This is a genomic window from Pseudomonas tremae (assembly GCF_023278125.1).
GTDB classification, from domain to species: Bacteria; Pseudomonadota; Gammaproteobacteria; order Pseudomonadales; family Pseudomonadaceae; genus Aquipseudomonas; species Aquipseudomonas tremae.
Window position 1 is genome coordinate 2,011,074 of sequence record NZ_CP066270.1, and the last position, 23,653, is coordinate 2,034,726.

A 23,653-nucleotide genomic window follows, 5' to 3' on the forward strand; every position below is an offset into this window, starting at 1 on the left:
TTAATCGACAGCTACCGGCGCCAGAAAGGCGGCCTCCAGCAGCTGCTGTGTATAAGGATGTTGCGGTGCGGCGAAGATTTCCTGCGCTGCACCCTGTTCGACCACTTGGCCTTGCTTGACCACCATCAACTGGTGGCTCAGCGCCTTGACGACAGCCAGGTCATGGCTGATGAACAAATACGTCAGGTTGTACTTGGTTTGCAGCGAGCGAAGCAGCTCGACCACCTGGCGCTGCACTGTCCGGTCGAGGGCCGAAGTCGGCTCGTCCAGCAGAATCAGCGCCGGTTTTAGCACCAGCGCCCGTGCGATGGCGATCCGCTGACGTTGACCGCCGGAGAACTCATGGGGGTAGCGGTGCCGGGTATCCGGGTCAAGCCCCACCTCCCTGAGTGCTTCGATAATCGCCGTCTGTTGCTCGGCTGCCGTGCCCATGCCGTGTATCCGCAGGCCTTCGCCGACAATTTCTCCCACCGACATGCGGGGGCTCAAACTACCAAACGGGTCCTGGAAAACCACCTGCATCTGCCTGCGCAGCGGACGAATCTGCTGCTGCGACAGGGATTCTAGCGCGTTGCCCTTGAAACGTATGGTGCCCTGGCTACCGATCAGGCGAAGAATCGCCAGCCCCAGCGTCGATTTGCCAGAGCCGCTTTCACCTACAATGCCCAGCGTTTGGCCTTCGGGCAGGCTGAAACGGATGCCATCCACCGCCTTGACGTGATCGACGGTCCGCTTGAGCAGGCCTTTCTTGATCGGGAACCAGACTTTCAGGTCCTCGACTTCAAGCAGCGGTGCTCCTGCAGGATTGGTCGATGGGCCGCCGCTGGGCTCTGCGCTTAGCAAAACTTTGGTGTACGGGTGTTGCGGCGACCGGAACAATTCTTCGCACGATGCCTGTTCGACGATGCAACCGCGCTGCATGACACATACTCGATTGGCTATTTGCCTTACAACGTTGAGGTCATGGCTGATCAGCAGCAACGCCATGCCCAGACGCGCCTGTAATTGCTTGAGCAATTCGAGGATTTTCAACTGCACGGTCACGTCCAGTGCCGTGGTCGGTTCGTCGGCGATCAACAACTCTGGCTCGTTGGCCAGTGCCATGGCGATCATTACACGCTGGCGCTGGCCGCCTGACAGCTCGTGTGGCAGCGCCTTGAGCCGTTTGCGAGGCTCTGGGATGCCTACTAGATCAAGAAGCTCCAGCGTCCGCTCAGTGGCCGCCTTGCCGGTCAGGCCCTTGTGCAGGCCCAGTACCTCGTTGATCTGCTTTTCAACTGAATGCAGCGGGTTCAGCGAGGTCATCGGTTCCTGGAAGATCATCGCGATACGGTTGCCGCGAATCGAGCGTAGCTTTTTCTCTTCGACTTTCAGCAGGTCCTGGCCTGCATAGTGAATGGTGCCACTGGGATGGCTGGCGATCGGGTAGGGCAGCAGGCGCAGGATGGAGTGCGCTGTGACGGACTTGCCAGAGCCGCTTTCGCCCACCAGCGCCAGTGTCTCGCCACGGCGAATGTCGAAGCTGATGTTCTCGACCACACGCTGTCGCGATTCGCCCGTCACGAACTCGACCGCCAGATCGCGGATTTCGATCAGATTGTCATTGTTCATCTTATTTCCTTGGGTCGAATGCATCGCGGGCGGATTCGCCGATGAACACCAGCAGGCTGAGCATGATGGCCAGTACCGCAAAGGCGCTGATGCCAAGCCACGGCGCCTGCAGGTTGGATTTACCCTGCGCCACCAGTTCACCCAGCGAAGGCGAGCCTGCCGGCAGGCCGAACCCGAGAAAATCCAGAGCGGTCAGCGTGCCGATGGCTCCGGTCAGGATGAACGGCAGGAAGGTCATGGTCGAAACCATCGCGTTGGGCAGGATATGACGGAACATGATGGCGCTGTTTTCTATACCCAGCGCGCGTGCAGCGCGCACGTATTCCAGGTTGCGGCCGCGCAGGAACTCGGCACGCACCACGTCCACCAGGCTCATCCAGGAAAACAGCAGCATGATGCCCAGCAGCCACCAGAAATTGGGCTGCACAAAGCTGGCGAGGATGATCAGCAGGTACAGCACTGGCAGGCCGGACCAGACCTCCAGAAAACGCTGGCCAAGCAAATCGACCCAGCCGCCGTAAAAGCCCTGCAAGGCACCGGCGATGACGCCGATGATCGAGCTGAGGATGGTCAGCGTCAGGGCAAACAGGACGGAAATCCTGAAGCCGTAAATCACCCGTGCCAATACGTCACGGCCCTGATCGTCGGTGCCCAGCAGGTTGTCTCGCGAGGGCGGGGCGGGGGCGGGCACCTTCAGGTCGTAGTTGATGCTCTGGTAACTGAACGGAATCGGTGCCCACAGCGTCCAGCCATCCTTTGCCGCGAGCAATTCCTTGATATAGGGGCTCTTGTAGTTGGCTTCCAGTGGGAATTCGCCTCCGAAAGTGGTTTCCGGATAGCGCTCCAGCACCGGGAAGTACCAGCTGCCGTCGTAGCGCACCGCCAGCGGTTTATCGTTGGCGATTAACTCGGCACCCAGGCTCAGGCCGAACAGGATGAGGAACAGCCACAGGGACCACCAGCCGCGTCTGTTGGCTTTGAAACGTTCGAAGCGGCGGCGATTGAGAGGAGAGAGCTTCATATCAATGCTTCCTGCTTTCAAAGTCGATACGCGGGTCTACGAGGGTATAGGTGATGTCGCCGATCAGCTTTACCACCAGCCCCAGCAGGGTGAAGATGAACAGCGTGCCGAACACCACCGGGTAGTCCCTGTTGATAGCGGCTTCGAAGCTCATCAGCCCCAGGCCGTCCAGCGAGAAGATGACTTCAACCAGCAGTGAGCCGGTAAAGAAGATACCTATGAACGCCGACGGGAAACCGGCGATCACCAACAACATCGCGTTGCGGAACACATGGCCGTAGAGCACCTTGTGGTTGCTCAGGCCCTTGGCTTTGGCTGTGGTGACATATTGCTTGCTGATCTCGTCCAGAAAGCTGTTCTTGGTCAGCAGGGTCATCGTGGCGAAGTTGCCGATTACCAAAGCGGTTACCGGCAGCACCAGGTGCCAGAAGTAATCGAAGATCTTGCCCGCTGTACTCAGTTCGTCGTAATTGTTCGAGGTCAGACCGCGCAGCGGGAACCAGTTGAAATAGCTGCCGCCGGCAAATACCACGATCAACAGGATGGCGAACAGGAAGGCGGGGATGGCATAGCCGACGATGATCGCCGAGCTGGTCCATACGTCGAACTGGCTGCCGTGGCGGGTAGCCTTGGCGATCCCCAGCGGGATGGACACCAGGTACATGATCAGCGTGCTCCATAACCCGAGGGAGATGGACACCGGCATCTTTTCGACAATCAGGTCGATCACCTTGGCATCACGAAAGAAGCTGTCGCCGAAGTCCAGCGTGGCGTAGTTCTTGATCATGATCCACAGGCGTTCCGGCGCAGACTTGTCGAAACCGTACATGCGCTCGATCTCCTTGACCAGCGCCGGGTCCAGGCCTTGCGCGCCACGGTAATTGGAGCCTGCCACTGCCACCTCGGCGCCTCCGCCGGCAATCCGGCTGGTGGCACCATCGAAGCCTTCGATCTTGGCGATCATCTGTTCCACTGGGCCGCCGGGAGCCGCCTGGATGATGACGAAGTTGATCACCAGGATGCCCAGCAGGGTCGGGATGATCAGCAGCAGTCTTCGCAGAATATAAGCCAGCATATTATTGCTCCGCGTCCGCAGGGCCGGCCTGATCAGAGGCCGGTTGGGCAGCCGTTACCGGTTTTATATCCGGCTTGGCCCACCACGTGGTCAGGCCGATGTCGGACAGCGCCTTGGCCTTGGGGTGATCAATATGATTCCAGTACGCAACCCGCCAGGTCTTGATATGCCAGTTCGGAATGACGTAGAAACCCCACAGCAATACCCGGTCCAGTGCTTTGGCATGGTTGATAAGATCCTTACGTGAATCCGCGTTGATCAGACCGTCCACCAGCGTATCCACTGCCGGGTCCTTCAGGCTCATCACGTTGCGGCTGCCCGGATTGTCGGCGCTGGATGAATTGAAATACACGCGTTGCTCGTTACCGGGCGAGCTGGATTGCGGGAAGCTGCTGACGATCATGTCGTAGTCCCGCGAACGCAGGCGGTTGATGTATTGCGAAACATCGGCCCGGCGTATCACCAGCTCGATACCCAAGTCACTCAGGTTTCGCTTGTAAGGCAGCAAAATGCGTTCGAATTCCGTCTGCGCAATCAGAAATTCCAGTTTTACCGGGTTGCCCTGAGTGTCCACCATCTTGTCATCGACGATTTTCCAGCCCGCTTCCTGCAGCAGCTGAAACGCGCGACGCTGTTGCGGGCGAATCATGCCGCTGCCATCGGTGACCGGCAACGTAAAGGGTTCACTGAAGACCCGGTCCGGAATCTTGCCGCGCAACGGCTCGAGGATTTTCAGCTCTTCGGCAGAAGGCAGACCGCTCGAGGCCATTTCCGAGTTATCGAAATAACTCTTCGTGCGGCTGTAGGAACCGTTGAACAGCTGCTTGTTGGTCCATTCGAAGTCCAGCAGCAGGGTCAGTGCCTCGCGTACTCTGGCATCTTGAAACACTGGCTTGCGCAGGTTGAAGACAAAACCCTGCATGCCGGTCGGGTTGCCGTTGGGCAGCTCTTCCTTGATCAGCCGGCCGTCTCTGACTGCTGGCGTATCGTAGGCAGTTGCCCAGTTCTTGGCGCTGATTTCGCTCCAGTAGTCGAACTGCCCGGCTTTGCCGGCTTCCAGTGCGACAGTGTTGTCGCGGTAGTAGTCGGTGGTCAGGACGTCAAAGTTGTAGAACCCCTTGTTGATCGGCAGGTCCTTGCCCCAGTAGTCCTTGACCCGCTCGTAGCGCACTGAGCGCCCGGCCTTGACCTCGGCCACCTTGTACGGTCCGCTGCCCAGCGGGAAATCCAGGTTGCCCTTGCTGAAATCGCGGTCTGCCCAGAAATGTTTGGGCAGGACTGGCAGTTGGCCAAGGATCAACGGCATTTCGCGGTTGTTCGAATGCTTGAATTTGAACAGCACCCGCAGCGGGTCTTCGACAACCACCTGATCGACGTCTGCGTAGTAGCCCTTGTACATCGGCGACCCGTGTTGCATCAGGGTCTTGAAGCTGAACTCGACATCTTCGGCCCGAATCGGGTGGCCGTCGTGAAAGCGCGCTTCGGGGCGCAGGTAGAAGCGCACCCAGCTGCTGTCAGGCGCTTTTTCGATCTTGCCGGCAATCAGTCCGTATTCGGTGAAGGGCTCATCCAGGCTCGCGCGGGCCAAGGTGTCGTAGATCAGACCGATGTCATCTGCCGGGACGCCCTTGTTGATGAATGGGTTGAGGCTGTCGAAGCCGCCAAACCCGGCCTGACGAAACGTGCCGCCCTTGGGCGCATCCGGGTTCACATAGTCGAAGTGTTTGAAGTCTGCAGGGTATTTGGGTGCTTCATCGTACAGCGTCACGGCATGCTGGGGAGCAGCCTGGACCGTGCAGGCCAGGCTGACCAGCAGCAGGCCGGCTGCCCGTGAGCGCAGGGAAAGCGATGGGTTCATCGGGGCTTCTCCAGAGTCTTGAGCCACCACGCGCGCAGCCCCAAGGTGTAGGGCGGGGTGGTGACCATGGCGAATCGATTGCGATAGGCAAGGCGATGATTGTTCAGGTACCAGTTGGGAATGCTGTAGTGCTGGGACAGCAAGACGCGGTCCAGCGCACGTGCTGCTGCGACTTGGTCATCACGGGTCTGCGCGGCCAGCAACTTGTTCAGCAGCGCGTCGACCACCGGGCTGGCCACGCCGGCGTAGTTCTTGCTGCCGTTTACCGAAGCCTGGCTGGAGTGAAAGTATTGCCACTGCTCCAGGCCTGGGCTCAGGGTCTGTGACAGCGTCATGAGGATCATGTCGAAATCGAAGCGGTCCAGACGCTGTTTGTACTGGGCACGGTCGACCGTGCGCAGCCCCGCATTTATACCCAGCCGCCGCAAGTCTTCGATGTAGGGTTGCAGGATGCGTTCAAGGTTTGGGTTGACCAGCAGAATCTCGAAACGCAACGGCTGCCCGGCCGCATTGAGCAGACCCTGGCCGGTCAGTGTCCAGCCTGCATCGCCCAGCAGTTTGAGGGCCTTGCGCAAGGTTTCACGCGGTATGCCGCCGCCATCGGTCTTCGACGGAGTAAACGGCTGGGTGAACAGGCTGGCTGGCAGTTGATCCCGATAGGGCGAGAGCAGCAGCCATTCGGCGCCGATCGGCAGGCCGGTTGCGGAAAACTCGCTGTTGGGGTAATAGCTGATCGAGCGGTCATACGCGTTGCTGAACAGCGTGCGGTTGGTCCATTCGAAGTTAAACAGCAACCCCAATGCCTCACGTACCCGGATGTCGGCGAACGCGGCGCGTCGGGTGTTCATGAACAGGCCTTGAGTCTGGGTCGGAATGCGGTGCGGTATTTGCGCCTTGATCACTTTACCGCTGGTAACTGCCGGAAAGTCGTAGCCAGTTGCCCAGTTCTTGGCCTGATGCTCGATGTAAATATCGAACTCGCCAGCCTTGAACGCTTCGAAAGCCACATCGCTGTCGCGGTAGAACTCGACTTCGACCCGGTCGAAATTGTATTTGCCACGATTGACCGGCAAGTCCTTGCCCCAATAGTCCTTGACCCTCTCGAACACCAACTGGCGCCCAGGCTGAACGCGGGTAATGCGATACGGTCCGCTGCCCAGTGGCGGTTCGAAGGTCGTGGCCTTGAAGTCCCTGTCTTTCCAGTAATGCTGGGGTAACACAGGCAACTCGCCCAGGCGCAAAATCAATAGCGGATTGCCGGAACGCTTGAAGACAAAACGGATGCGGTGTCGATTGAGGATGTCGACACGCTGCACTTCCTGCAAGGCTGTGCGGTACTGCGGATGACCGTCCTTGAGGAGTGTCCTGTAGGAAAATGCCACGTCGTAGGCCGTAATCGGCTTGCCATCGTGAAAGCGCGCCTGCGGGCGGAGGTTGAATACCACCCAGCTACGGTCTTCGCTGTACTCCACGGACTGTGCAATCAGCCCGTAACTGGAAGCCGGTTCATCGCCAGAGGGGTCGTACTGGCCAGTGCCGGCCATCAGCGGCTCATTGAGCTCGCTGACACCGTACTGCAGGAAATTACCCGTCGAGACCGGGCTGGTGCCCTTGAATGTATAGGGGTTGAGCGTATCGAACGTACCAAATGCCATCATTCTCAAGGTGCCACCTTTCGGCGCCTCGGGATTGACCCAGTCGAAATGCGTGAAACTGGCTGGGTACTTGAGAACGCCAAATTGCGCATAGCCATGACTTTCGGTGATGGCTGCGTTGGCACAAAAACTCAAGGCCAGACTGACTATTAGCAGGAAGGGACGTATCACGATCCAGGCGACTTGGGCTTTCGGGTCGCTAACAGTAACAGCTTGTCCCGGCAGGAAAAAGACTGCGGGTGAGGCCGGCACCAGGACTGCACCGGCCACTTGTCCCAAGGTCATTCCCGGGCAAGTGGCCGGCGTCATCAATGCGGCAGGTAGACGGTCAACGTCTGGCCGGGCTTGAGGGCCTGGCCGCTACGCGGGTTCCAGCGCTTGAGATGTTGCATCTCGACGTTGAAACGCTTGGCGACCAGGTACATCGAGTCGCCTTTCTGGATCTTGTACTGCATGGATTTCTTTTCGCCGTCTTTGGCACTTGCAACCGACTTGCTGCTGGTTTTGCCGGCTGCCTTGGTGTTGTCCTGCATGACCAGCGTCTGTCCAACCTTGAGCTTCTTGCCGGTCAGTTTGTTCCAGTGTTGCAGGTCTTCGACATCTACCTTGTTGGCCTGGGCAATGGTGGTCAGGTTGTCACCGCTCCTGACCTTGTAGGTACGGGTACGGGTCGGCTTATCGTTACTGGCCAGCTCTTCGAATACAGGCTGTGAGGACCTCACACCCGGTTTGACCGGAACACTGAGCGACTGGCCGATCTTCAGGCGATTGCCGGCCAGCGTGTTGTTGCTCTTGAGCGAGCTGACCGTCACTTGATAACGGCTGGCCAGGCTTTCAAGCGTATCGCCCTTGCGTACGCGATAAGGCTGCCAGGCGACCATTTCTTCCTGCTTCATGGTCAGCAGGCTGGCGGTCAGCAATTGCGCCTTGGACGTGGGCACCAGCAGATGCTGGGGGCCGTCGATGGTCAGGCGTTTCTTGTAGGCCGGATTGAGCTGGATAAGCTCGTCTTCGTCGATATCGGCTGCGCTGGCGACTTTGGAGAGGTCGACACGCTTGTTGAGTTCGACCACTTCGAAGTAGGGCTGATTGGCGATCGGGTTGAGGTTGACGCCATAGGCCTCAGGCGACAGCACGACCTGGGACAGCGCCAGGAGCTTGGGCACGTAGTCGCGGGTTTCCTGCGGCAGCGGCAGGTTCCAGTAATCGGTTGGCAGGTTGAGCTTGTCGTTTCGTTCGATGGCACGGCTGACCGTCCCTTCGCCAGCGTTATAGGCGGCGAGGGCCAGCAGCCAGTCACCGTTGAACATGTCGTGCAGACGCGTCAGGTAATCCAGCGCAGCGACGGTGGAGGCCTGAATATCGCGACGTCCGTCATAAAAGCTGGTCTGGCGCAGGTTGAAATAGCGCCCGGTAGACGGGATGAATTGCCAGAGGCCGACAGCCTGACTGCGCGAGACAGCCATCGGGTTGTAGGCGCTTTCGATTACCGGGAGCAGCGCGAGCTCCAGCGGCATGTTGCGTTCTTCAAGGCGTTCAACGATGTAGTGCATGTACAGGCTGCCGCGCTCGCCTGCGTTTTCCAGAAAGGATGGATTGTTGGCAAACCAGAGGCGTTGTTGATCGATTCGTGGGTTCTGGTCGTTGCCTTGCTGCAGCTGAAAGCCCTGGCGCATGCGTTCCCACACATCCTGAGGCGGTGCGAGGGGAGTAACAGGCTTATGGGTCAGAAAAATGGGCTTTTGCTTGATGCCGGCCGCCAGGTTGGGCGATCGGTGATTGTTGATAGTGTCGACGCTTGCGGTGCTCTGGCAACCGGCCAATAGGGCACTCGCTGTTACGGCCACGGCCTGAGCCAACCGAGTCAATGCGTCCGAATGTAGAGGCTTGCTGGTAGATGACGACATTGTTCGGGGGGTACATCCAGACGAAAATGTCGAGCGATTCTAGGAACCAGCATGCCGTCGGTCAACCTTTCAGAATTTTATTGCGGTTTGAGGGTCGTGTCAGAACTTATCTTTCCAGGCTCTCAGCTGAGCAAAGACCTCACTTTGCGAGGTGTTTTGGCTGCCGCTCCGTTCGTCCGCTTTTTCTTTAACAGATGTTTCACGAGTACGCAGGAAGGGATTTGTGCGTTTTTCAAGCGCCAGGCTGGACGGCAGGCTGATGCGGCCTTCGCTACGCCACTGCGTCACTTGAGCCAGGCGCTCGGCGATGTCCCGGTTGTCGGGTTCGACAGCCTGGGCAAAGCGCAGATTGCTCAGCGTGTATTCATGCGCGCAGTAAATAAGTGTGCTGTCCGCAAGGGTGGCAAGGCGTTCGAGCGACGTGTGCATCTGATCGGGCGTACCCTCGAACAGGCGCCCACAGCCAGCGGCGAACAGTGTGTCGCCGCTGAACAGCAGCGGTTGTGACGCGTCTTCGTGATAGAAAGCTATATGGCCCAGCGTGTGGCCGGGGACCGCATGCACCACGAAGTCGAGACCGAGCACAGTGAGCTTGTCATGATCATTCAGCGCGATATCGCGCGCGGGAATGTTCTCGGTTGCCGGCCCCAGCACGCGTGCCTGGCTGGCTTGCTTGAGTTCGACCACGCCGCCTACATGATCATGGTGATGATGGGTGATCAGGATATCGGTCAGCCGGTAGTCGGGATTCTGCCTGAGCCATGCCAGTACCGGCGCCGAGTCGCCCGGATCGACGACAGCGCAATGCTGGCTCGAAAGGTCTTGTAACAACCATATGTAGTTGTCACTGAAAGCGGGAAGGGCATGGATCTGTATCATGGCGCAGTTCGCATAGCGGCAGACAATGGTGCATCTTAGAGTCTGTTGCCGCTGTTAGCGAGCACCTCTGGAGGAGAACTCATGACCGATGAAGCGTTCGCTCAGGCTGATCCTGAGTGGCTTGCATTGATCCGCGCTGCTCGTGAATGGCTTTCGGGGCCACTCGGACAGCTTCTGCTCGAAGAGGAACGGCGGGTACTGGACGAAGAACTCGGGCGCTATTTCGGCGGTTATCTGGTGCATTACGGCCCGTCGGCTGAAACCCCGCCGGTCGCTCCGCAGGTACGACGCAATGTACGGCTAGGCGCGCCGCTGCCGGGGGTCGAGATTGTCTGCGAAGAACAGGCTTGGCCATTGAGTGAACATGCAGCCGATGTCGTGGTGCTGCAACACGGTCTGGATTTCTGCCTGTCGCCCCATGGTCTGTTGCGCGAAGCGGCGAGCAGCGTGCGTCCGGGCGGCCACCTGCTGATCATCGGCATCAACCCCTGGAGCACTTGGGGGGTACGGCATGTATTTGCTCGCGATGCCTTGCGCAAGGCACGTTGCATTTCATCCTCACGGGTCGCCGACTGGCTGAACCTGCTGGGCTTCGCGCTGGAGAAACGGCGCTTCGGGTGCTATCGTCCGCCCCTTGCTTCTGCGGGATGGCAGTCGCGCCTGATAGGCCTTGAAAGCCTCGGCGAGGGACGGCAGAGCCCCGGTGGCGGCTTTTACCTGCTGGTCGCACGCAAGCTGGTGGTGGGCCTGAGGCCCGTACGTCCAGTGCGTCGTGACCCCATCGGCAAGCTGATCCCCCTGCCAATGGCCAAGGTCAGTCGCGAGTCTCAGGATTCCTGAACACTGCCATTGCGCATAAGAAGCCCATCATTCTGGAAAGGTAGCAATGAGCGATAGCGTTGAACTCTTCACCGACGGTGCCTGCAAGGGCAATCCTGGTCCGGGCGGGTGGGGCGCCTTGCTGGTATGCAAGGGAGTGGAAAAAGAGCTGTGGGGCGGCGAGGCCAACACCACCAACAACCGGATGGAGCTCACCGGCGCCATCCGCGGGCTCGAAGAGCTCAAGCGTCCCTGCGAGGTAACGCTGGTGACCGACTCGCAATACGTGATGAAGGGCATCACCGAGTGGATGGTCAACTGGAAGAAGCGAGGCTGGAAAACATCTGCCAAAGAGCCGGTCAAAAATGCCGATCTGTGGCAGTTGCTGGACGAGCAGGTCAGCCGTCATACCGTGAAGTGGCAATGGGTGCGCGGTCATATTGGCCATCCCGGCAACGAGCGTGCCGATCAACTGGCTAATAGGGGTGTCGACGAGGTGCGCGGCATCAAGCGCACCTAGCCCGGTTGGCTCCGGCGTCGTATTCAAAGGCTCTGCACGAAATCGAGAATCACGTTACCTGCTGCGTGCGGTTCAACGAGGACCCGCCCCGGTGCCTCGCTGTGCGGGACTTCGTTACGTTTGAGAATCTCACGCAACGCAGAAAGACGAGTGGTGTGCAGCTTGATCGCAATCGCATGAGGTCCTTCCAGAGCACGTCTGGGCAGTTCGATGTCCGGAAACTCCCTGGCCGCTGTCGTCACATCGATGGCCCGCAATACGCCGCACCGCGTGTTCGCTTGCAGAACCGTGCCATCAAAGCTCACCGCATCGCCATAGATGGCCCGCCAGCGAGGCTCAAGCTGTGCGGGGTCTGCCAGGTAGGTGATCGCCAGAATCCCGTCTGCACCATTCGGGTGGTCCTGCCAGCCCGGCACCCAGATCAACTCCGGGCGATGCTGATGGCAGATGAAGTTGGACGCGTCCGGGAGTTTCGGATCAATGAACAGCGCCAGCGAGACAACAGCTTCATCGTCACGACCGTCGGGGAGTGTCATTTTTCGACGAAAATCGATCCGCCCCTGGCTTTCGAGCCCCGCCTGCACCATGCGCGCATGGTCAGCGTCGGCATCTTTACTGTGCAGCGCCACCAACGAAACGCCTTCCTCGCCCCGCTCAAGGAATTGACCCAGTTGACGTCCGAAGCAGAAGCCGTTTACCGAGCGCGTACCGAATTTTGAAGGGTCTTCAACGCCGATCAATTCGATAAAATTACTCGGGAACATCATCAGCGACGTCACGGTTCCCCACGGGTGATAGCTGACCGGTGAGGGCGCAAACCCCATTCTGCGATACCGCTCCAGCACCTCGGCGTGATTGCGTACGGTGACCAGCGGGTGGTCGATGCCTTGCGGGAATTGAGCAGTGGCTGTCATGTGCGTAGCTCCTGGTTAGCCCTTGGCTTTTGTTGTGAAGGTGGCGAGCGCGGCCGGGGCGTTGCCGACTACTTTTGCTGGCGTACCGGCAACCACCGTTCCTGCGGCCACAGGTTTGAGCACGACCGAGTTGGCGGCGACGATGGCGTTGGCGCCCACTTCGATGTTGCCAAGCACGGTTGCGCCAGCACAAATAAGTGCGCCTCTGCGGATTTTCGGGTGCCGGTCGCCTGCTTCGGCCAGGGTGCTGCCCAAGGTGACGCCGTGCCAGAGACTCACTTCATCTTCGACGACTGCGGTTTCTCCGATGACCAGGCCAATGCCATGATCGACAAACAGGGCGGTGCCGAGCCGGGCCGCCGGGTGGATATCGATGCTCCAGGTGTTGGCCGCCCAGTTCTGCACCAGCACTGCGCTCTGTACATCGCCTTCGGTCCACAAGGCATGGGCGATGCGGTATGCCTGAACCGCCTGGATGCCGCGAAAGGTCAGAAAGGCCGTGAGGTGATCCGGGCAGGCTGGATTGACGATTTCGAGATGGTTGATATCTGCAGCCGCTGCCTCAGCGATGGAAGGGCAGGCCTTGAGGATTGTCTTGAACCAGCTTTCCAGCGCCACATCGCTCGCCTGAGCCTGCATCTGCCGGGCAAGGTTTGCCGCAAGCGCATCCTCGAAAGTCTCATAAGCCAGCAAGTGGCTTGTCGCGTAATTGCCTAATACCGGGTTGCGCTCGGCCAACTGTCGGGCTTGATCGCGAAGGCGCTGCCAAAGAGGGCTCATGTCGATCTCCTATTCCTGATGAGCCGAGTATGGGCACCCGGCAGATGCACCGGCAATAATCGAACATTCAAACTTTGTTGCCTTTATCGCAACTCAGGATATCAATGGGGTCGGTGCAGAATCGTCGATGTGGTTATTTGTCTGGGCTGTACCGTTTGCCAATTGGTCCGACGATTGTGCGGCGCGCCGAGCAATCGTCTATGTTCATGAAAGCAGACCCGCCGACGAATTCTCGTTCGTTCCCGGGCATATCCGGCAGGCTTGCAACGGCTGCGGCGTGTTAGAATCGCCACCGGTAAATGAGGCAAGAGTCAAATGGCAGTGCAAAACCTGGATAACAGATCAATCGTTCTCGACACCGAAACCACCGGCATGCCGGTGACCGACGGTCACCGCATCATCGAGATCGGTTGTGTCGAACTGATCGGTCGTCGCCTGACCGGGCAGCATTTTCACGTGTACCTGCAGCCCGACCGCGAGAGTGATGAAGGCGCGATTGGCGTTCACGGTATCACCAACGAGTTTCTGGTCGGCAAGCCTCGCTTTGCCGAAGTCGCCGATGAGTTCTTCGAGTTCATCAAGGGCGCGCAGCTGATCATCCATAACGCGGCGTTCGACGTAGGCTTCATCAACAACGAATTTGCGTTGATGGGCGATCAGGACAGGTCTGATATCACTCGGCACTGTTCGATTCTCGACACCCTGATGATGGCCCGCGAGCGCCATCCGGGTCAGCGAAACAGCCTGGATGCCCTGTGCAAGCGTTACGGCGTCGATAACTCCGGCCGTGAGCTGCACGGCGCGCTGCTCGACTCCGAGATTCTGGCAGACGTTTATCTGGCGATGACCGGCGGGCAAACCAGCCTGTCGCTGGCTGGCAATGCTTCCGATGGCAATGGCTCAGGCGAGGGCTCCGGCAATCGCGGCAGCGAAATTCGCCGCCTGCCAGCCAATCGCAAGCCTTGCCGGGTGATTCGTGCATCGGAAAGTGAACTGGCCGAGCATGAGGTGCGTATGAGCACCATTGCCAAGGCTTCCGGTGCGCCTGCCCTGTGGGTTCAGATGCTCGAAGCCGGTACGCAGACGTGACAGCAATCGGCTTAGGGTGACATGACCGTGGCAAACCCTGTCTTGAGCATTCGTGTCGCAGACGAGTGCTTCGAGGACTACATCCTCAATAGCGATTTCACCTTCACAGTGTTGGGTTATGCCCAGCCGCGCATCGGTGAGCGCGTTGACTCCTGGCAGGTCGAGCTGGTCGAGCCTTACAGCAAGAACTACGGTATCGACTCCCAGGAATTCGCCGATCATCGTGACGCGGCCTCAAGCTCGGTAATGGTCGCGTGGCTGGATGATCAGCCAGTGGGTCACATAGTGATGAGTACTCACTGGAGCGGTTTTGCCTACATCGATGAGCTGGCCGTCGATGATGCAGCACGCCGTTACGGTGTTGCCCGGTCATTGCTCGAGGCTGCGAGATTCTGGGCTATGAAGCGCGAATTGCCTGGCATCGTTCTGGAAACCCAGAACAACAACCTCGGCGCCTGCAGGCTATACGAGCGGTGCGGCTATGTGGTGGGTGGTGTCGACCACATGCGCTACAGAGGCATTGATCCGAACACTCGCGAGACGGCGATCTTCTGGTATCTGGTTTTTTAAACCCGGCAACTGTTCACCCGGCAACTTCCCGCTCGCATCGATCGTTCAAGCGGGAGTCGATTGCCGCTTCAGCTGGATGTGCGAGTCATCTGCACACCAGACTGCACGAGTTCGAAATTATCCCCGCCAAGATGTCTGACCCGGTCGCCGATTGCCAATCGATAAGTGATGACCGGCTGACCGCCTTGCGCCTCATCAGGCTGCGATTCCTGGAACTCATGCACCGGGTACACGCGACCTTCGGCGTCTCTGGCATGAAATTGTCCGACGAGAACTGAAGCCATTTGCTTTGTAACCTCTGAAACTGAATATAACTGCTGGTTTGAAAAAAACCATCGAGGCTTGTAGACCACTGATCTATAGGGGAGTTTGCCCGCCTGGAAAAAATAATCCGGGCTGTTTGACGGTGCCGGGGAATTGCGCAGCGCCAGGGTCGTCTAAAACTCGCTTTCATTCTATACCTAACCCACCTCCCACTTGATGACGGATATTTTCATGAGCCAGGTTCATACCATTGCCGTATTGGTCGGCAGTCTGCGAAAAGACTCCATCAACCGCAAGATTGCCCTTGCTCTGGCAGAGTTGGCACCTGCGAATCTGCAGCTGAAGATTGTCGAGATCGGCGACCTGCCGCTGTACAACGAAGACATTGATGGCGCGACGCCGCCACCTGCGTACAGCGCCTTTCGCGAACAACTCGGCGCCGCCCACGGCGTATTGTTTGTTACACCCGAGTACAACCGTTCGGTGCCTGGGGCCCTGAAGAACGCCATCGACGTGGGCTCGCGGCCTTACGGCAAGAGCGCGTTCAGTGGCAAGCCCGGCGCGGTAATCAGCGCTTCTCCAGGGGCTGTCGGCGGTTTCGGCGCCAACCATCACTTGCGTCAGTCGCTGGTGTTTCTCGATGTGTTCTGTCTGCAACAGCCTGAAGCCTATCTGGGCGGCGCAGGAAGCTTTTTCGATGAGGCTGGTGTGCTGTCCGAGAAAACCCGACCCTTTTTGCAGACATTCATTGATGCTTTCGCAAGCTGGGTAGAGAAACACAACAAGGCCTGATCCGGGCGCAAGCCTGCGAATAAATTGCGTTATGTAACGCAGACGTTTCGGCCTGCTTCAATAAGCTGCTTCCTTTTCCTCCGCCACGTGCTCAGCGCAGTGCGCGATGAGGCTTTATCCAAAGGAAGCAGTACATGCCAGCAGCAGTCCCCTATTTTTCCAGCGAGTCCCTGCGCGAACAATTCGTGCAGGACATCCACTATGCCGCTGGCAAAGCCCTGATTACCCGTGAAGAGGCGCAGTGGTTGCTGTTGCTGGTTGCCAGCGACGCTGACTCAGATACGGATACCGATACGAACCTTCCCAGAGCCGACAGGCTGGTGTTGAACAATGGCCTGGCTGGCAACGCCGAACTGGCTGGAGCGTTGCTCATCAGTGATTCCGATAACAGTGATACGGCTGTTTTTCTGAGTACGCTGGCCTTCGGCATAGAGCGATTCGCGAGCCGCACGACGTTACTTGACGCTTTGCAGCAAAGGTTTTACGAGGTCAGCACCTCGTCGATTGTCGAAGTCGAACGTGTCGACGGTCCGCTGTTCGACGCGCGTACGGTGGCGGTTCTAGGCCAGCAGGTCCATTACCTGGACGAACTGTGGACACGGCTGGAGGAGTTGCCGGACTTGCGGGCGGCTTCAGGCAAGGCCTTGCAGACGCTGCTGTCGGCAGAAGGGCAGGGAGATGGTATCGAGGTCTTCAGTCAGATTGTGCAGATTCTGGAAACCGAGCCTGTTGCCAATCCGGGGCCGCCTGCAATCGCGGGCACCCAGTACCTGGCCGATGCCGCTGTGCAGACGGTCATCAGCGGGCCGCTTCCGGCAGGTCTGGCACGGCGGTTTCTGGATGCGCAGGGGTTGACCTTATCTCAGGCCCGGTCAGGCCTTTTCGAGCAGGCGCTGTCCGACACTGCTTCGGGAGTCGGTACTGCGTACGAGCAATTGCTGTCTGACTATTGGGCGTTTCCAGGGGCCGACGGCCGGACGGCGAAGGACTTTGCCACTCACGTACTGGCAGAAAGCTTTCGTCAGCATCTGCTGTCGAGCCGGGTATCCGGAAAGATGCCGGAGGCAGAGTATCAACTATTGCTCACCTTGCTGCCTTCGTGTCCCGACGCATTCGATCCGCAATCCATCATGGTCCGGAGATTATCCGTTTTCGTCCCCGGACAGGAACCGGTCAAGCTGGTCGGTGTGGTCCTGATCGAGTTTCCGGGGGATGAGTCGGCGGGAACATACCTCTACTCTTCGCAGCCGGGATTTCTGCGCGTCACCGATTCGGACAAAGCGATCGAGCAAATCCTGAGCGATCGTTCACGTGCCGGGCTGCTGTTTTATTCGTCATTGAATGATCACGCCGCCATCCAGATGCAAGGACATCTGGAGCTGCGTCAGGACACGCTCACATCGGAGTTTTTCAGTGACTTCGTCGAGTCCGTCATCGCCTTGCAGAAACGCAATCTGCGTTATGCGCTGGCACTGCCAGCCATTCAGGACGAAAAAATGGCGTTCCGGATTGATGATGCGCTAGACATCCGTGGCCTTCTGGACAGCCGATTGTTTCGCCTGCACGACTCTGGACGCTGGCGCTCGGAGCGACTGACCTGGGGAGCCTCGGTTCAGGGTAGCAATGCGCAACCAGACCTAATTATCGAGCCTTCCTCTAACTGGATCGACAAACTGAGGAAGCTTGATGCGATGCTTGAGCGTGTCGATGCACTGCATGCCGGCGTTGACGGTTGCATGCGTCTTGCACTGAACCGCTACCTGGCAGTGATTGGCGGGCCGCATTTGGATGCATGGGCGCTCTGGGTCGTGTCTGATGATGAAGGCGCACGGCCTGTGCGCTTGCTTTCTTTGGCTCTGGACCGCGTCTGTGGTCATGCACAGACGCCGCTGTCGGGCGGCGTGGTCCTTGCCGGTCTGGGAACGCCGGTTCTGGATCTGCCCGTGCAGCGTATGTCATCGGGGTTGATCGAACAGATACTGGTCTGCGTGCAGATGGAGTTTGCGCGGCGCGTCGAGAAGCAGATAAGCGAATTCTATTCCCGTTCTATTCGTCACCTGGATACCAGGCTGGCCCCCGGCGTAATAACCGGGCTGGTGCGGGAATACTCGCTGCGCCTGGAAATGCTTGCTGAAAAGCGTACCGCCAAGCTTCCGACACTGGTTATCGAAAACGTCTTGCAAGTATTGGACAGGCCTCTGCCTGCTCTGAGGGAAACACTGGGCGAGGCGTGTGTCGATGCGTTTGCCGTCTCGGTTCGATATGACCCTGATTCACCCGCTATCAAGATACCCAATGCATTCGTGATCAATGACCGGCGTGCTCACAGCCAACCCGCTCTGTGGGTAATGAACAGGGGGCTCGTGAGCTTCGCAACCCGGCAGGCGCTGGACGAATATGTCGCTGCGCTGCTGATCCGCAGTGGGCTGGTCTCGCACATGTCAGGCGTGCTTGCCGAGCCGGACAGGCAGACACTGCTCGCCTACCGTGCCAGAACCGGCACTCTCGATCTCAAAGTCATATTGCGCGGCATCGAAGGGCATTTTATCCAGGCCTTGCAACGCGATGAAATAGAGCGCCAACGACGTACAGTGGCGGAACTGTATCGGCAGGCTATTGCATGGCGCGTGCCGTCAGAGCTTTTCGTCAACCTGTTGGGAGCGGCTGAACGGGATGATCGAAATCGCCAGATCCTCGGTTATCTGGGCGTTGCCATACAATTCATCATCTACAGAGCGATCGTGCCTACGTGGATCAGCGACGCATCGAAGGCCGATCAGATCACGCTGGTCCATGCCCTGCAGCGTTTCTATGTGACCTGTGCTGCACAGAAGGACTTTCTGTTTGATGTCCCCAGCCTTTATGAATACTCCTGCAAGCAACTGACGCTAAGGTTCAACACCGATTTCACCGAACCTCGCCCTGACCCAGAGAACATCCTGGCCACGCTGACGCACTACGTTCCGGTCCCGGTCGCGCCGGGGCAGATACCTCAGGCGATACCGGCGGCCACGCAAGTAGTAAGCGAGAACCTCGTAGAGTTTGCTATCAACCGTTTTCTGGCGAGGCAGGACGGGGTCATTCTGCTCTCGTCGCGGGATCATAAGCCGCTGAATGCGTCGCTGACGCCAGTGTATGTGCGCGAACTGGTGACGTCGCTGGACATCGCCGCAGGCTACCGGGCGATGCTGGAGTCGCTGCTGACAGTCACCTCTGCGGACTACCTCGAACGCCGCAAGCTGTTTGTCGAGCAGGTCCCTTCGCTCGATATCCTTCGAGCGTTTGCGCTCAAGCTGAAGGGCGAGCTGTCCGGGCAGGCCTATCGATTGATCGAAAACGTACTGGGCATGCCTGATGCCATCGCAAGACTTCCGGTGGATGGATGCAAAATGGTGCTGAGTGCCTTGAAGTTGCTGCCGGCCAAGGAAGGCTGGGAGCCGACTGTGGTACTCAACACCTATTTGATGGGCCCGTTGGACAGCCAGCCGGGACCGTGGGTGCTTTATGCTCCGTTGCATGATGCGTTCGCCTTCAAGGAATACCCGGACCAGTCTGCGCTTCTGCATGACATTCACACGTCCGCAAGTCTTCAGACCTACATTCTGGATCGTGTTGATCCCGGCCTGCGCAAGCTCTACGACAACGGCGGCTTTGTGGAGCCGCACCTGCCGTTCAGCGCAGAGTCCTCTTTTGATCTGCCTTTTGAAACACCAGCACCGGTGGCCCTGCAGATTGACCCCTATGGCGGTAACTGTCTGCTGCTGATGTTTGAAGGCGCTCTGAATATCCTGAAGCTGCAGGTGAAACAGAGCAGCATTACCAATGCCGAACATCGCAGTGCTGCTTCCCGATACCTGTTCACTTTGGGGGCCGAGCAAGTCATGGCGCTGATGCCAGGGCGTCTGGGTACCTTGATTGGCATTGTCCAGGGGCAAGCGCTGTTGAATCTGTCGGTCATCTCTGCCGGAGACCAGCGTTGGGGCAAGGCGTTGTCGGAATTCATGGCCGCACTCAGTGTAATGATCTCGTCTGGACAGGCCTCCTCGATCATTCCTTCGCGAGCAGTTGACGAGGCTGGCTATTGGTTGGAGGACGCAGCTTTTTCTGACCCGCTTGTGCAACCTGATGATGCGGCTGACGTGCCCGAGTTTTCCTGGAGCAATAGCTCTTTGACGCAACAGATACGGGAGCGCCTGCGCCAGTTCGAAATCCATGACATTGCTTTGAATACCCTGCAAAAAGACGAGCTGTTGAACACCTACCGCGACCCGGTCACTGGCAGCACGTATGCCGCCATTGGTGGCAAGACTTACGAATTACGCTTTGATGGGGACGGCTGGTTCATCGTTTCGAGGGAAAGAGTCGGACCTCCGGTCAGTCTCGACAAGGATCAGCAATGGACGCTTGATATCCAGGGTGGCTTGAAGGGTGGGGGTGGTGCACTGACCCACATGGAAGGCAGCCTGGTAGACGATCTGGTCAACGAGATAATTGTTGTCAGTGCTCGCGGTATGCCCGAGATACGACGTTCATACCGCGAGATGGCCCAGTCCATCGAGGACGCACATGCGCAGGCACAGTGCTATCTGGAAAACTGCCTGGCCAACCTGACAAGGCCGTTGCCCGAAGTGGAGGTCGAACCCCGTGCGGAAAAGATACTCGCTGAGTTCTTTGGGCAAAAAAAACCGGATGATCGACTGTATGAGGTCACCCGAAAAGCGGTGACCGACATTTATCAGGAGTTGATGACCCCTTCGCTGTCGCCCATCGATTCCTCACGCTACGTGGTGGGCTTCAACCGGGCAGGTAATGAGGCCTCCAGTGCATTTATCTTTGAAGCTGATCCGTGGAAACGGGTTTTTCTCACTGAACAGTTCTTTCGCCTGCCTACTTACCGCTTCAAACTCAGCGCCATTCGCTCGGGCGAGTTCAAGCATGGCCCGCATTATCGAGCGGCTATCCTGATTCACGAGTTGTCTCATATGGTGCTCAAGACAGACGATATCGCTTATGTCGATTCTCAGGCACCGTTCGTAGACCTTATCGAGGATACGTCGACTTATCGGATGCGCATCAAGAACGAACTGATATTTCAGCAACAGAGAACCCTGTCTTACCTGACTGACCGCGACAAGCTATTCCGGCAGCTGGATGAAGACACCTGGCGTGACCTGAAACGAGCGGATGGTAATGAAAAACAGACGATTCTGCGGGTTAGCGGCAAGCGTACACTCGACGAGGCCCGTGACGTGTTTTACGAAAATGTTCACAAGCGTGTCGATATCATGCTTAAAAATGCTGATTCAGTCGCGCTGCTGGTGACACTGCTGGGGCGCGAGCGGTTCGTGAGACGCTGACTACAAACCCCGGCGACGTGCGGCGCCGGGGCACTTGCACTGTCAGACCAGATAATGGCGCAGTTCGCGCGCGATCAGCAGGCGCTGGATCTCACTGGAACCTTCGTATATCTGGGTAATGCGGGCGTCACGGTAATAGCGCTCGACGGGGTAATCTTCGAGATAGCCGTACCCGCCATGAATCTGGATTGCCTTGGAGCATACCCACTCGGCCATTTCTGATGCGAACAGCTTGGCCTGAGACGCTTCCGACAGGCATGGCTGCCCGGCGCTGCGCAAACGTGCGGCGTGCAGGGTGAGCAGGCGGGCGGCGTTGATCCGGGTGTGCATATCGGCCAGCAAATTAGCGATGCTCTGGTGCTCGATGATGGGCTTGTCGAACTGCACGCGTTCGCGGGCGTATGCCAGTGCGGCTTCGAAGGCGGCGCGAGCTATCCCGAGGGCCTGTGCTGCGATTCCGATCCGGCCGCCCTCCAGGTTTGACAGGGCAATCGCCAGGCCCTTGCCGCGCTCGCCCAGCAGGTTGGCGGCAGGAATGCGGCAGTCACTCAGCGTGACTGCACAAGTGTCGGAGGCCCTTATCCCCATCTTGTGCTCGCTTCGGTCTACCATAAAGCCCGGGTTTATCGTCGGCACCAGGAATGCGGACAGGCCTTTCTTGCCAAGCTCCGGGTCGGTCACAGCGAACACGACGGCCAGCTCGGCACGCTTGCCGTTGCTGACAAACTGCTTGGCACCATTGATGACCCACTCGTCGCCCTGCAATTCTGCGCGGGTGCGCAGGTTGTGCGCTTCAGAGCCGGCGTGCGGTTCGGTCAGGCAGAAACAGCCGATCGCGCGGCCAGTGGCGAGCTTTTCCAGCCAAGTGTGTTTCTGCTCATCGGTTCCGAAGTTGAGGACCGGCCCGCAGCCCACCGAACTATGCACACTCATCAGCGTACCGGTGGCTGCGTCGGCAGCGGAGATCTCCTCGACCGCCAGTGCATACGCGACATAGTCGACGTAAGTGCCGCCCCATTGCTCAGGCACCACCATACCCAGCAAGCCCAGCTCACCGAGTCTGGCGACCAGCGCATCGTCGATCCAGCCAGCTTTTTCCCAGGCCTGGGCGTAGGGGGCGATTTCATTACGGGCAAAGTCTCGCGCCATGTCGCGGATCATCACCTGCTCTTCACTCAATTCAAGATCATGCATGACTCAGTTCTCCAGGCCGCTGAAGAAACTCTGCACATGCCCGGCACTGATATCCTGCACGCTGCTGTGTTTCCACTGCGGTTTCTTGTCTTTATCGATGATCAGCGCGCGTATGCCTTCGATCAGGTCGCCGCGTTCGAACCATTGCCGGTCCAGGTGAAGCTCCATTGCAAAGCAGGTCTGCAATGACAGGTGACGGCCGCGGCGCAGCATTTCCAGTGTCACGGCCATGGCCAGCGGCGAGTGCTGTTGCATGCGGCTTGCCGTCTCCAGCGCCCATTGGCGGGTGTCGGCGATTGCCACTTCCTGTAACTGTTCGATGATGCCGGGGATGTCCTGACGGCCAAAAAAGTAATCGATGGCCGGGCGCAATGCCTCCAGAGGTGGGGAGGGCAGGCGCTGGGTGGCCAGCTTCGCCAGCGCACCCTGCAGGTCCTTGAGCGGGGTCGATTTCCATTTCAGGTGGTCGAGCATATGGTCGAGGCGCGGCAGCATTGCGCTGTTCATCGACCAGTTGGCAAGGCCGCAGTAGAGCGCGTCGGCAGCGCCTATCTGCGATCCGGTGACGCCCAGCCAGGTGCCGATTTCGCCAGGCAGCCGCGACAGAAAGTAGCTGCCTCCCACGTCCGGAAAGTAACCGATACCGACTTCCGGCATGCCAAGCCGGGTACGCTCGGTCACTACGCGCAGGTCGGCCCCTTGAACCAGCCCCATGCCGCCGCCCAGTACCAGACCGTCCATGAGGGCCAGCACAGGCTTGCGGTAGCGGTGAATGGTTAGATCGAGCTCGTATTCTTCGGCGAAAAAGGTGTGGTGCAGATCCTGACCGCTCTGGTGGCTTTCATAGAGGGAGCGGATGTCGCCCCCGGCACAGAACGCTTTCTCGCCGGCGCCGCGCAGGACCACGGCATGAACGCAGTCGTCATCAGCCCAGTTGTCCAGTTGACGCTTGAGGGTGCGGACCATGTCCAGATCGATTGCGTTCAGGCCCTCCGGACGATTGAGGGTCAAGTGGCCGATGTGGTTACGCACGTTGACAACAATCGCATTGCGGCTGGCAGGCGGCCTGACCGGGTGGATGTGGGAAACCTGTGAACTCATTCTGAACTCCTTGTTCTACTGCGCTTTCTTCTTGTTAGAGCGTCGCAGAAGATCCTATCAGTGCAAATGTGCAAAGCAAAACTGCGTTTAAGCATAGCCTGAAGTTTCAAATACCCCTCATTCAAGCGTCTTCCGGCCCTTGAACACTATGTTATGGGACAGACCGGACGAAACATGCTCGGCTTCTTGAGTATTGTGGCTGTCGTTAATGTCACACAAAAGAATTCCTCACGCAGCGGCCATAAAA

At 58.4% G+C, this 23,653-nt stretch carries 18 protein-coding genes; 6 read left to right on the top strand and 12 right to left on the bottom strand.

Annotated elements, in window-relative coordinates:
- The 7 genes from I9H09_RS09340 to gloB form a co-directional block, all read right to left on the bottom strand.
- Nucleotides 1-1,611 carry an ABC transporter ATP-binding protein gene (locus tag I9H09_RS09340; protein ID WP_024668883.1) on the bottom strand — a complete coding sequence of 537 codons (1,611 nt, stop codon included), beginning with the start codon at nt 1,609-1,611 and terminating at the stop codon, nt 1-3.
- 1 nt (nt 1,612) lies between these two features.
- Nucleotides 1,613-2,632, bottom strand: a complete 1,020-nt coding sequence (locus tag I9H09_RS09345) for an ABC transporter permease (protein WP_248972604.1) — start codon at nt 2,630-2,632, stop codon at nt 1,613-1,615.
- Between the two features lies 1 nt (nt 2,633).
- Entirely contained in the window at nt 2,634-3,707 is a 1,074-nt protein-coding gene (locus I9H09_RS09350; protein WP_024668881.1) for a microcin C ABC transporter permease YejB, read from the bottom strand.
- 1 nt (nt 3,708) lies between these two features.
- On the bottom strand, nt 3,709-5,565 hold the full coding sequence (locus I9H09_RS09355; RefSeq protein WP_122324609.1) for an extracellular solute-binding protein: 1,857 nt from the start codon (nt 5,563-5,565) through the stop codon (nt 3,709-3,711).
- Complete coding sequence (locus I9H09_RS09360) at nt 5,562-7,391, bottom strand: extracellular solute-binding protein (RefSeq protein WP_054988956.1); 1,830 nt, start codon at nt 7,389-7,391, stop codon at nt 5,562-5,564. The genes I9H09_RS09355 and I9H09_RS09360 overlap by 4 nt, the downstream gene beginning before the upstream one ends.
- A 137-nt stretch (nt 7,392-7,528) precedes the next feature.
- Nucleotides 7,529-9,127 carry a LysM peptidoglycan-binding domain-containing protein gene (locus I9H09_RS09365; protein WP_005897279.1) on the bottom strand — a complete coding sequence of 533 codons (1,599 nt, stop codon included), beginning with the start codon at nt 9,125-9,127 and terminating at the stop codon, nt 7,529-7,531.
- A 99-nt stretch (nt 9,128-9,226) separates the two neighbouring features.
- Nucleotides 9,227-10,006: a hydroxyacylglutathione hydrolase gene (gene gloB / locus I9H09_RS09370; RefSeq protein ID WP_024668879.1), complete on the bottom strand. Its 780-nt coding sequence runs from the start codon at nt 10,004-10,006 to the stop codon at nt 9,227-9,229.
- Between the two features lie 81 nt (nt 10,007-10,087).
- Between gloB and I9H09_RS09375 the strand changes: the two genes are divergently transcribed.
- Together I9H09_RS09375 and rnhA are read left to right on the top strand one after the other, a co-directional pair.
- A complete protein-coding gene (locus tag I9H09_RS09375) occupies nt 10,088-10,846 on the top strand; it encodes a methyltransferase domain-containing protein (protein WP_005897273.1) in 759 nt (252 codons plus the stop codon).
- A 46-nt stretch (nt 10,847-10,892) separates the two neighbouring features.
- Complete coding sequence (rnhA, locus tag I9H09_RS09380; protein ID WP_122313148.1) at nt 10,893-11,345, top strand: ribonuclease HI; 453 nt, start codon at nt 10,893-10,895, stop codon at nt 11,343-11,345.
- Between the two features lie 23 nt (nt 11,346-11,368).
- Here the strand turns inward: rnhA and I9H09_RS09385 are convergent, their stop codons facing one another.
- Complete coding sequence (locus I9H09_RS09385; protein ID WP_236502459.1) at nt 11,369-12,259, bottom strand: VOC family protein; 891 nt, start codon at nt 12,257-12,259, stop codon at nt 11,369-11,371.
- A gap of 15 nt (nt 12,260-12,274) precedes the next feature.
- On the bottom strand, nt 12,275-13,039 hold the full coding sequence (epsC, locus tag I9H09_RS09390) for a serine O-acetyltransferase EpsC (protein ID WP_005897265.1): 765 nt from the start codon (nt 13,037-13,039) through the stop codon (nt 12,275-12,277).
- Between the two features lie 315 nt (nt 13,040-13,354).
- On the opposite strand from epsC, the gene dnaQ reads away from it, so the two are divergent.
- Nucleotides 13,355-14,128 carry a DNA polymerase III subunit epsilon gene (dnaQ, locus tag I9H09_RS09395; RefSeq protein ID WP_122313146.1) on the top strand — a complete coding sequence of 258 codons (774 nt, stop codon included), beginning with the start codon at nt 13,355-13,357 and terminating at the stop codon, nt 14,126-14,128.
- 21 nt (nt 14,129-14,149) lie between these two features.
- A complete protein-coding gene (locus I9H09_RS09400) occupies nt 14,150-14,698 on the top strand; it encodes a GNAT family N-acetyltransferase (protein ID WP_122324611.1) in 549 nt (182 codons plus the stop codon).
- Between the two features lie 68 nt (nt 14,699-14,766).
- On the opposite strand, the gene I9H09_RS09405 is transcribed toward I9H09_RS09400, so the two are convergent.
- Nucleotides 14,767-14,982 carry a hypothetical protein gene (locus tag I9H09_RS09405; RefSeq protein ID WP_005897260.1) on the bottom strand — a complete coding sequence of 72 codons (216 nt, stop codon included), beginning with the start codon at nt 14,980-14,982 and terminating at the stop codon, nt 14,767-14,769.
- A gap of 211 nt (nt 14,983-15,193) precedes the next feature.
- On the opposite strand from I9H09_RS09405, the gene I9H09_RS09410 reads away from it, so the two are divergent.
- Nucleotides 15,194-15,754, top strand: a complete 561-nt coding sequence (locus I9H09_RS09410) for an NADPH-dependent FMN reductase (RefSeq protein ID WP_005897258.1) — start codon at nt 15,194-15,196, stop codon at nt 15,752-15,754.
- Nucleotides 15,755-15,888: 134 nt separating this feature from the next.
- Nucleotides 15,889-21,111: a dermonecrotic toxin domain-containing protein gene (locus tag I9H09_RS09415; RefSeq protein WP_122347949.1), complete on the top strand. Its 5,223-nt coding sequence runs from the start codon at nt 15,889-15,891 to the stop codon at nt 21,109-21,111.
- 42 nt (nt 21,112-21,153) lie between these two features.
- On the opposite strand, the gene I9H09_RS09420 is transcribed toward I9H09_RS09415, so the two are convergent.
- Both I9H09_RS09420 and I9H09_RS09425 read right to left on the bottom strand, forming a co-directional pair.
- Complete coding sequence (locus I9H09_RS09420; RefSeq protein ID WP_122313144.1) at nt 21,154-22,305, bottom strand: acyl-CoA dehydrogenase family protein; 1,152 nt, start codon at nt 22,303-22,305, stop codon at nt 21,154-21,156.
- 3 nt (nt 22,306-22,308) lie between these two features.
- The gene (locus I9H09_RS09425) at nt 22,309-23,406 is read right to left on the bottom strand and encodes an enoyl-CoA hydratase/isomerase family protein (protein WP_122347948.1); all 1,098 of its coding nucleotides are present in this window, start codon (nt 23,404-23,406) and stop codon (nt 22,309-22,311) included.
- Nucleotides 23,407-23,653 lie beyond the last annotated feature (247 nt).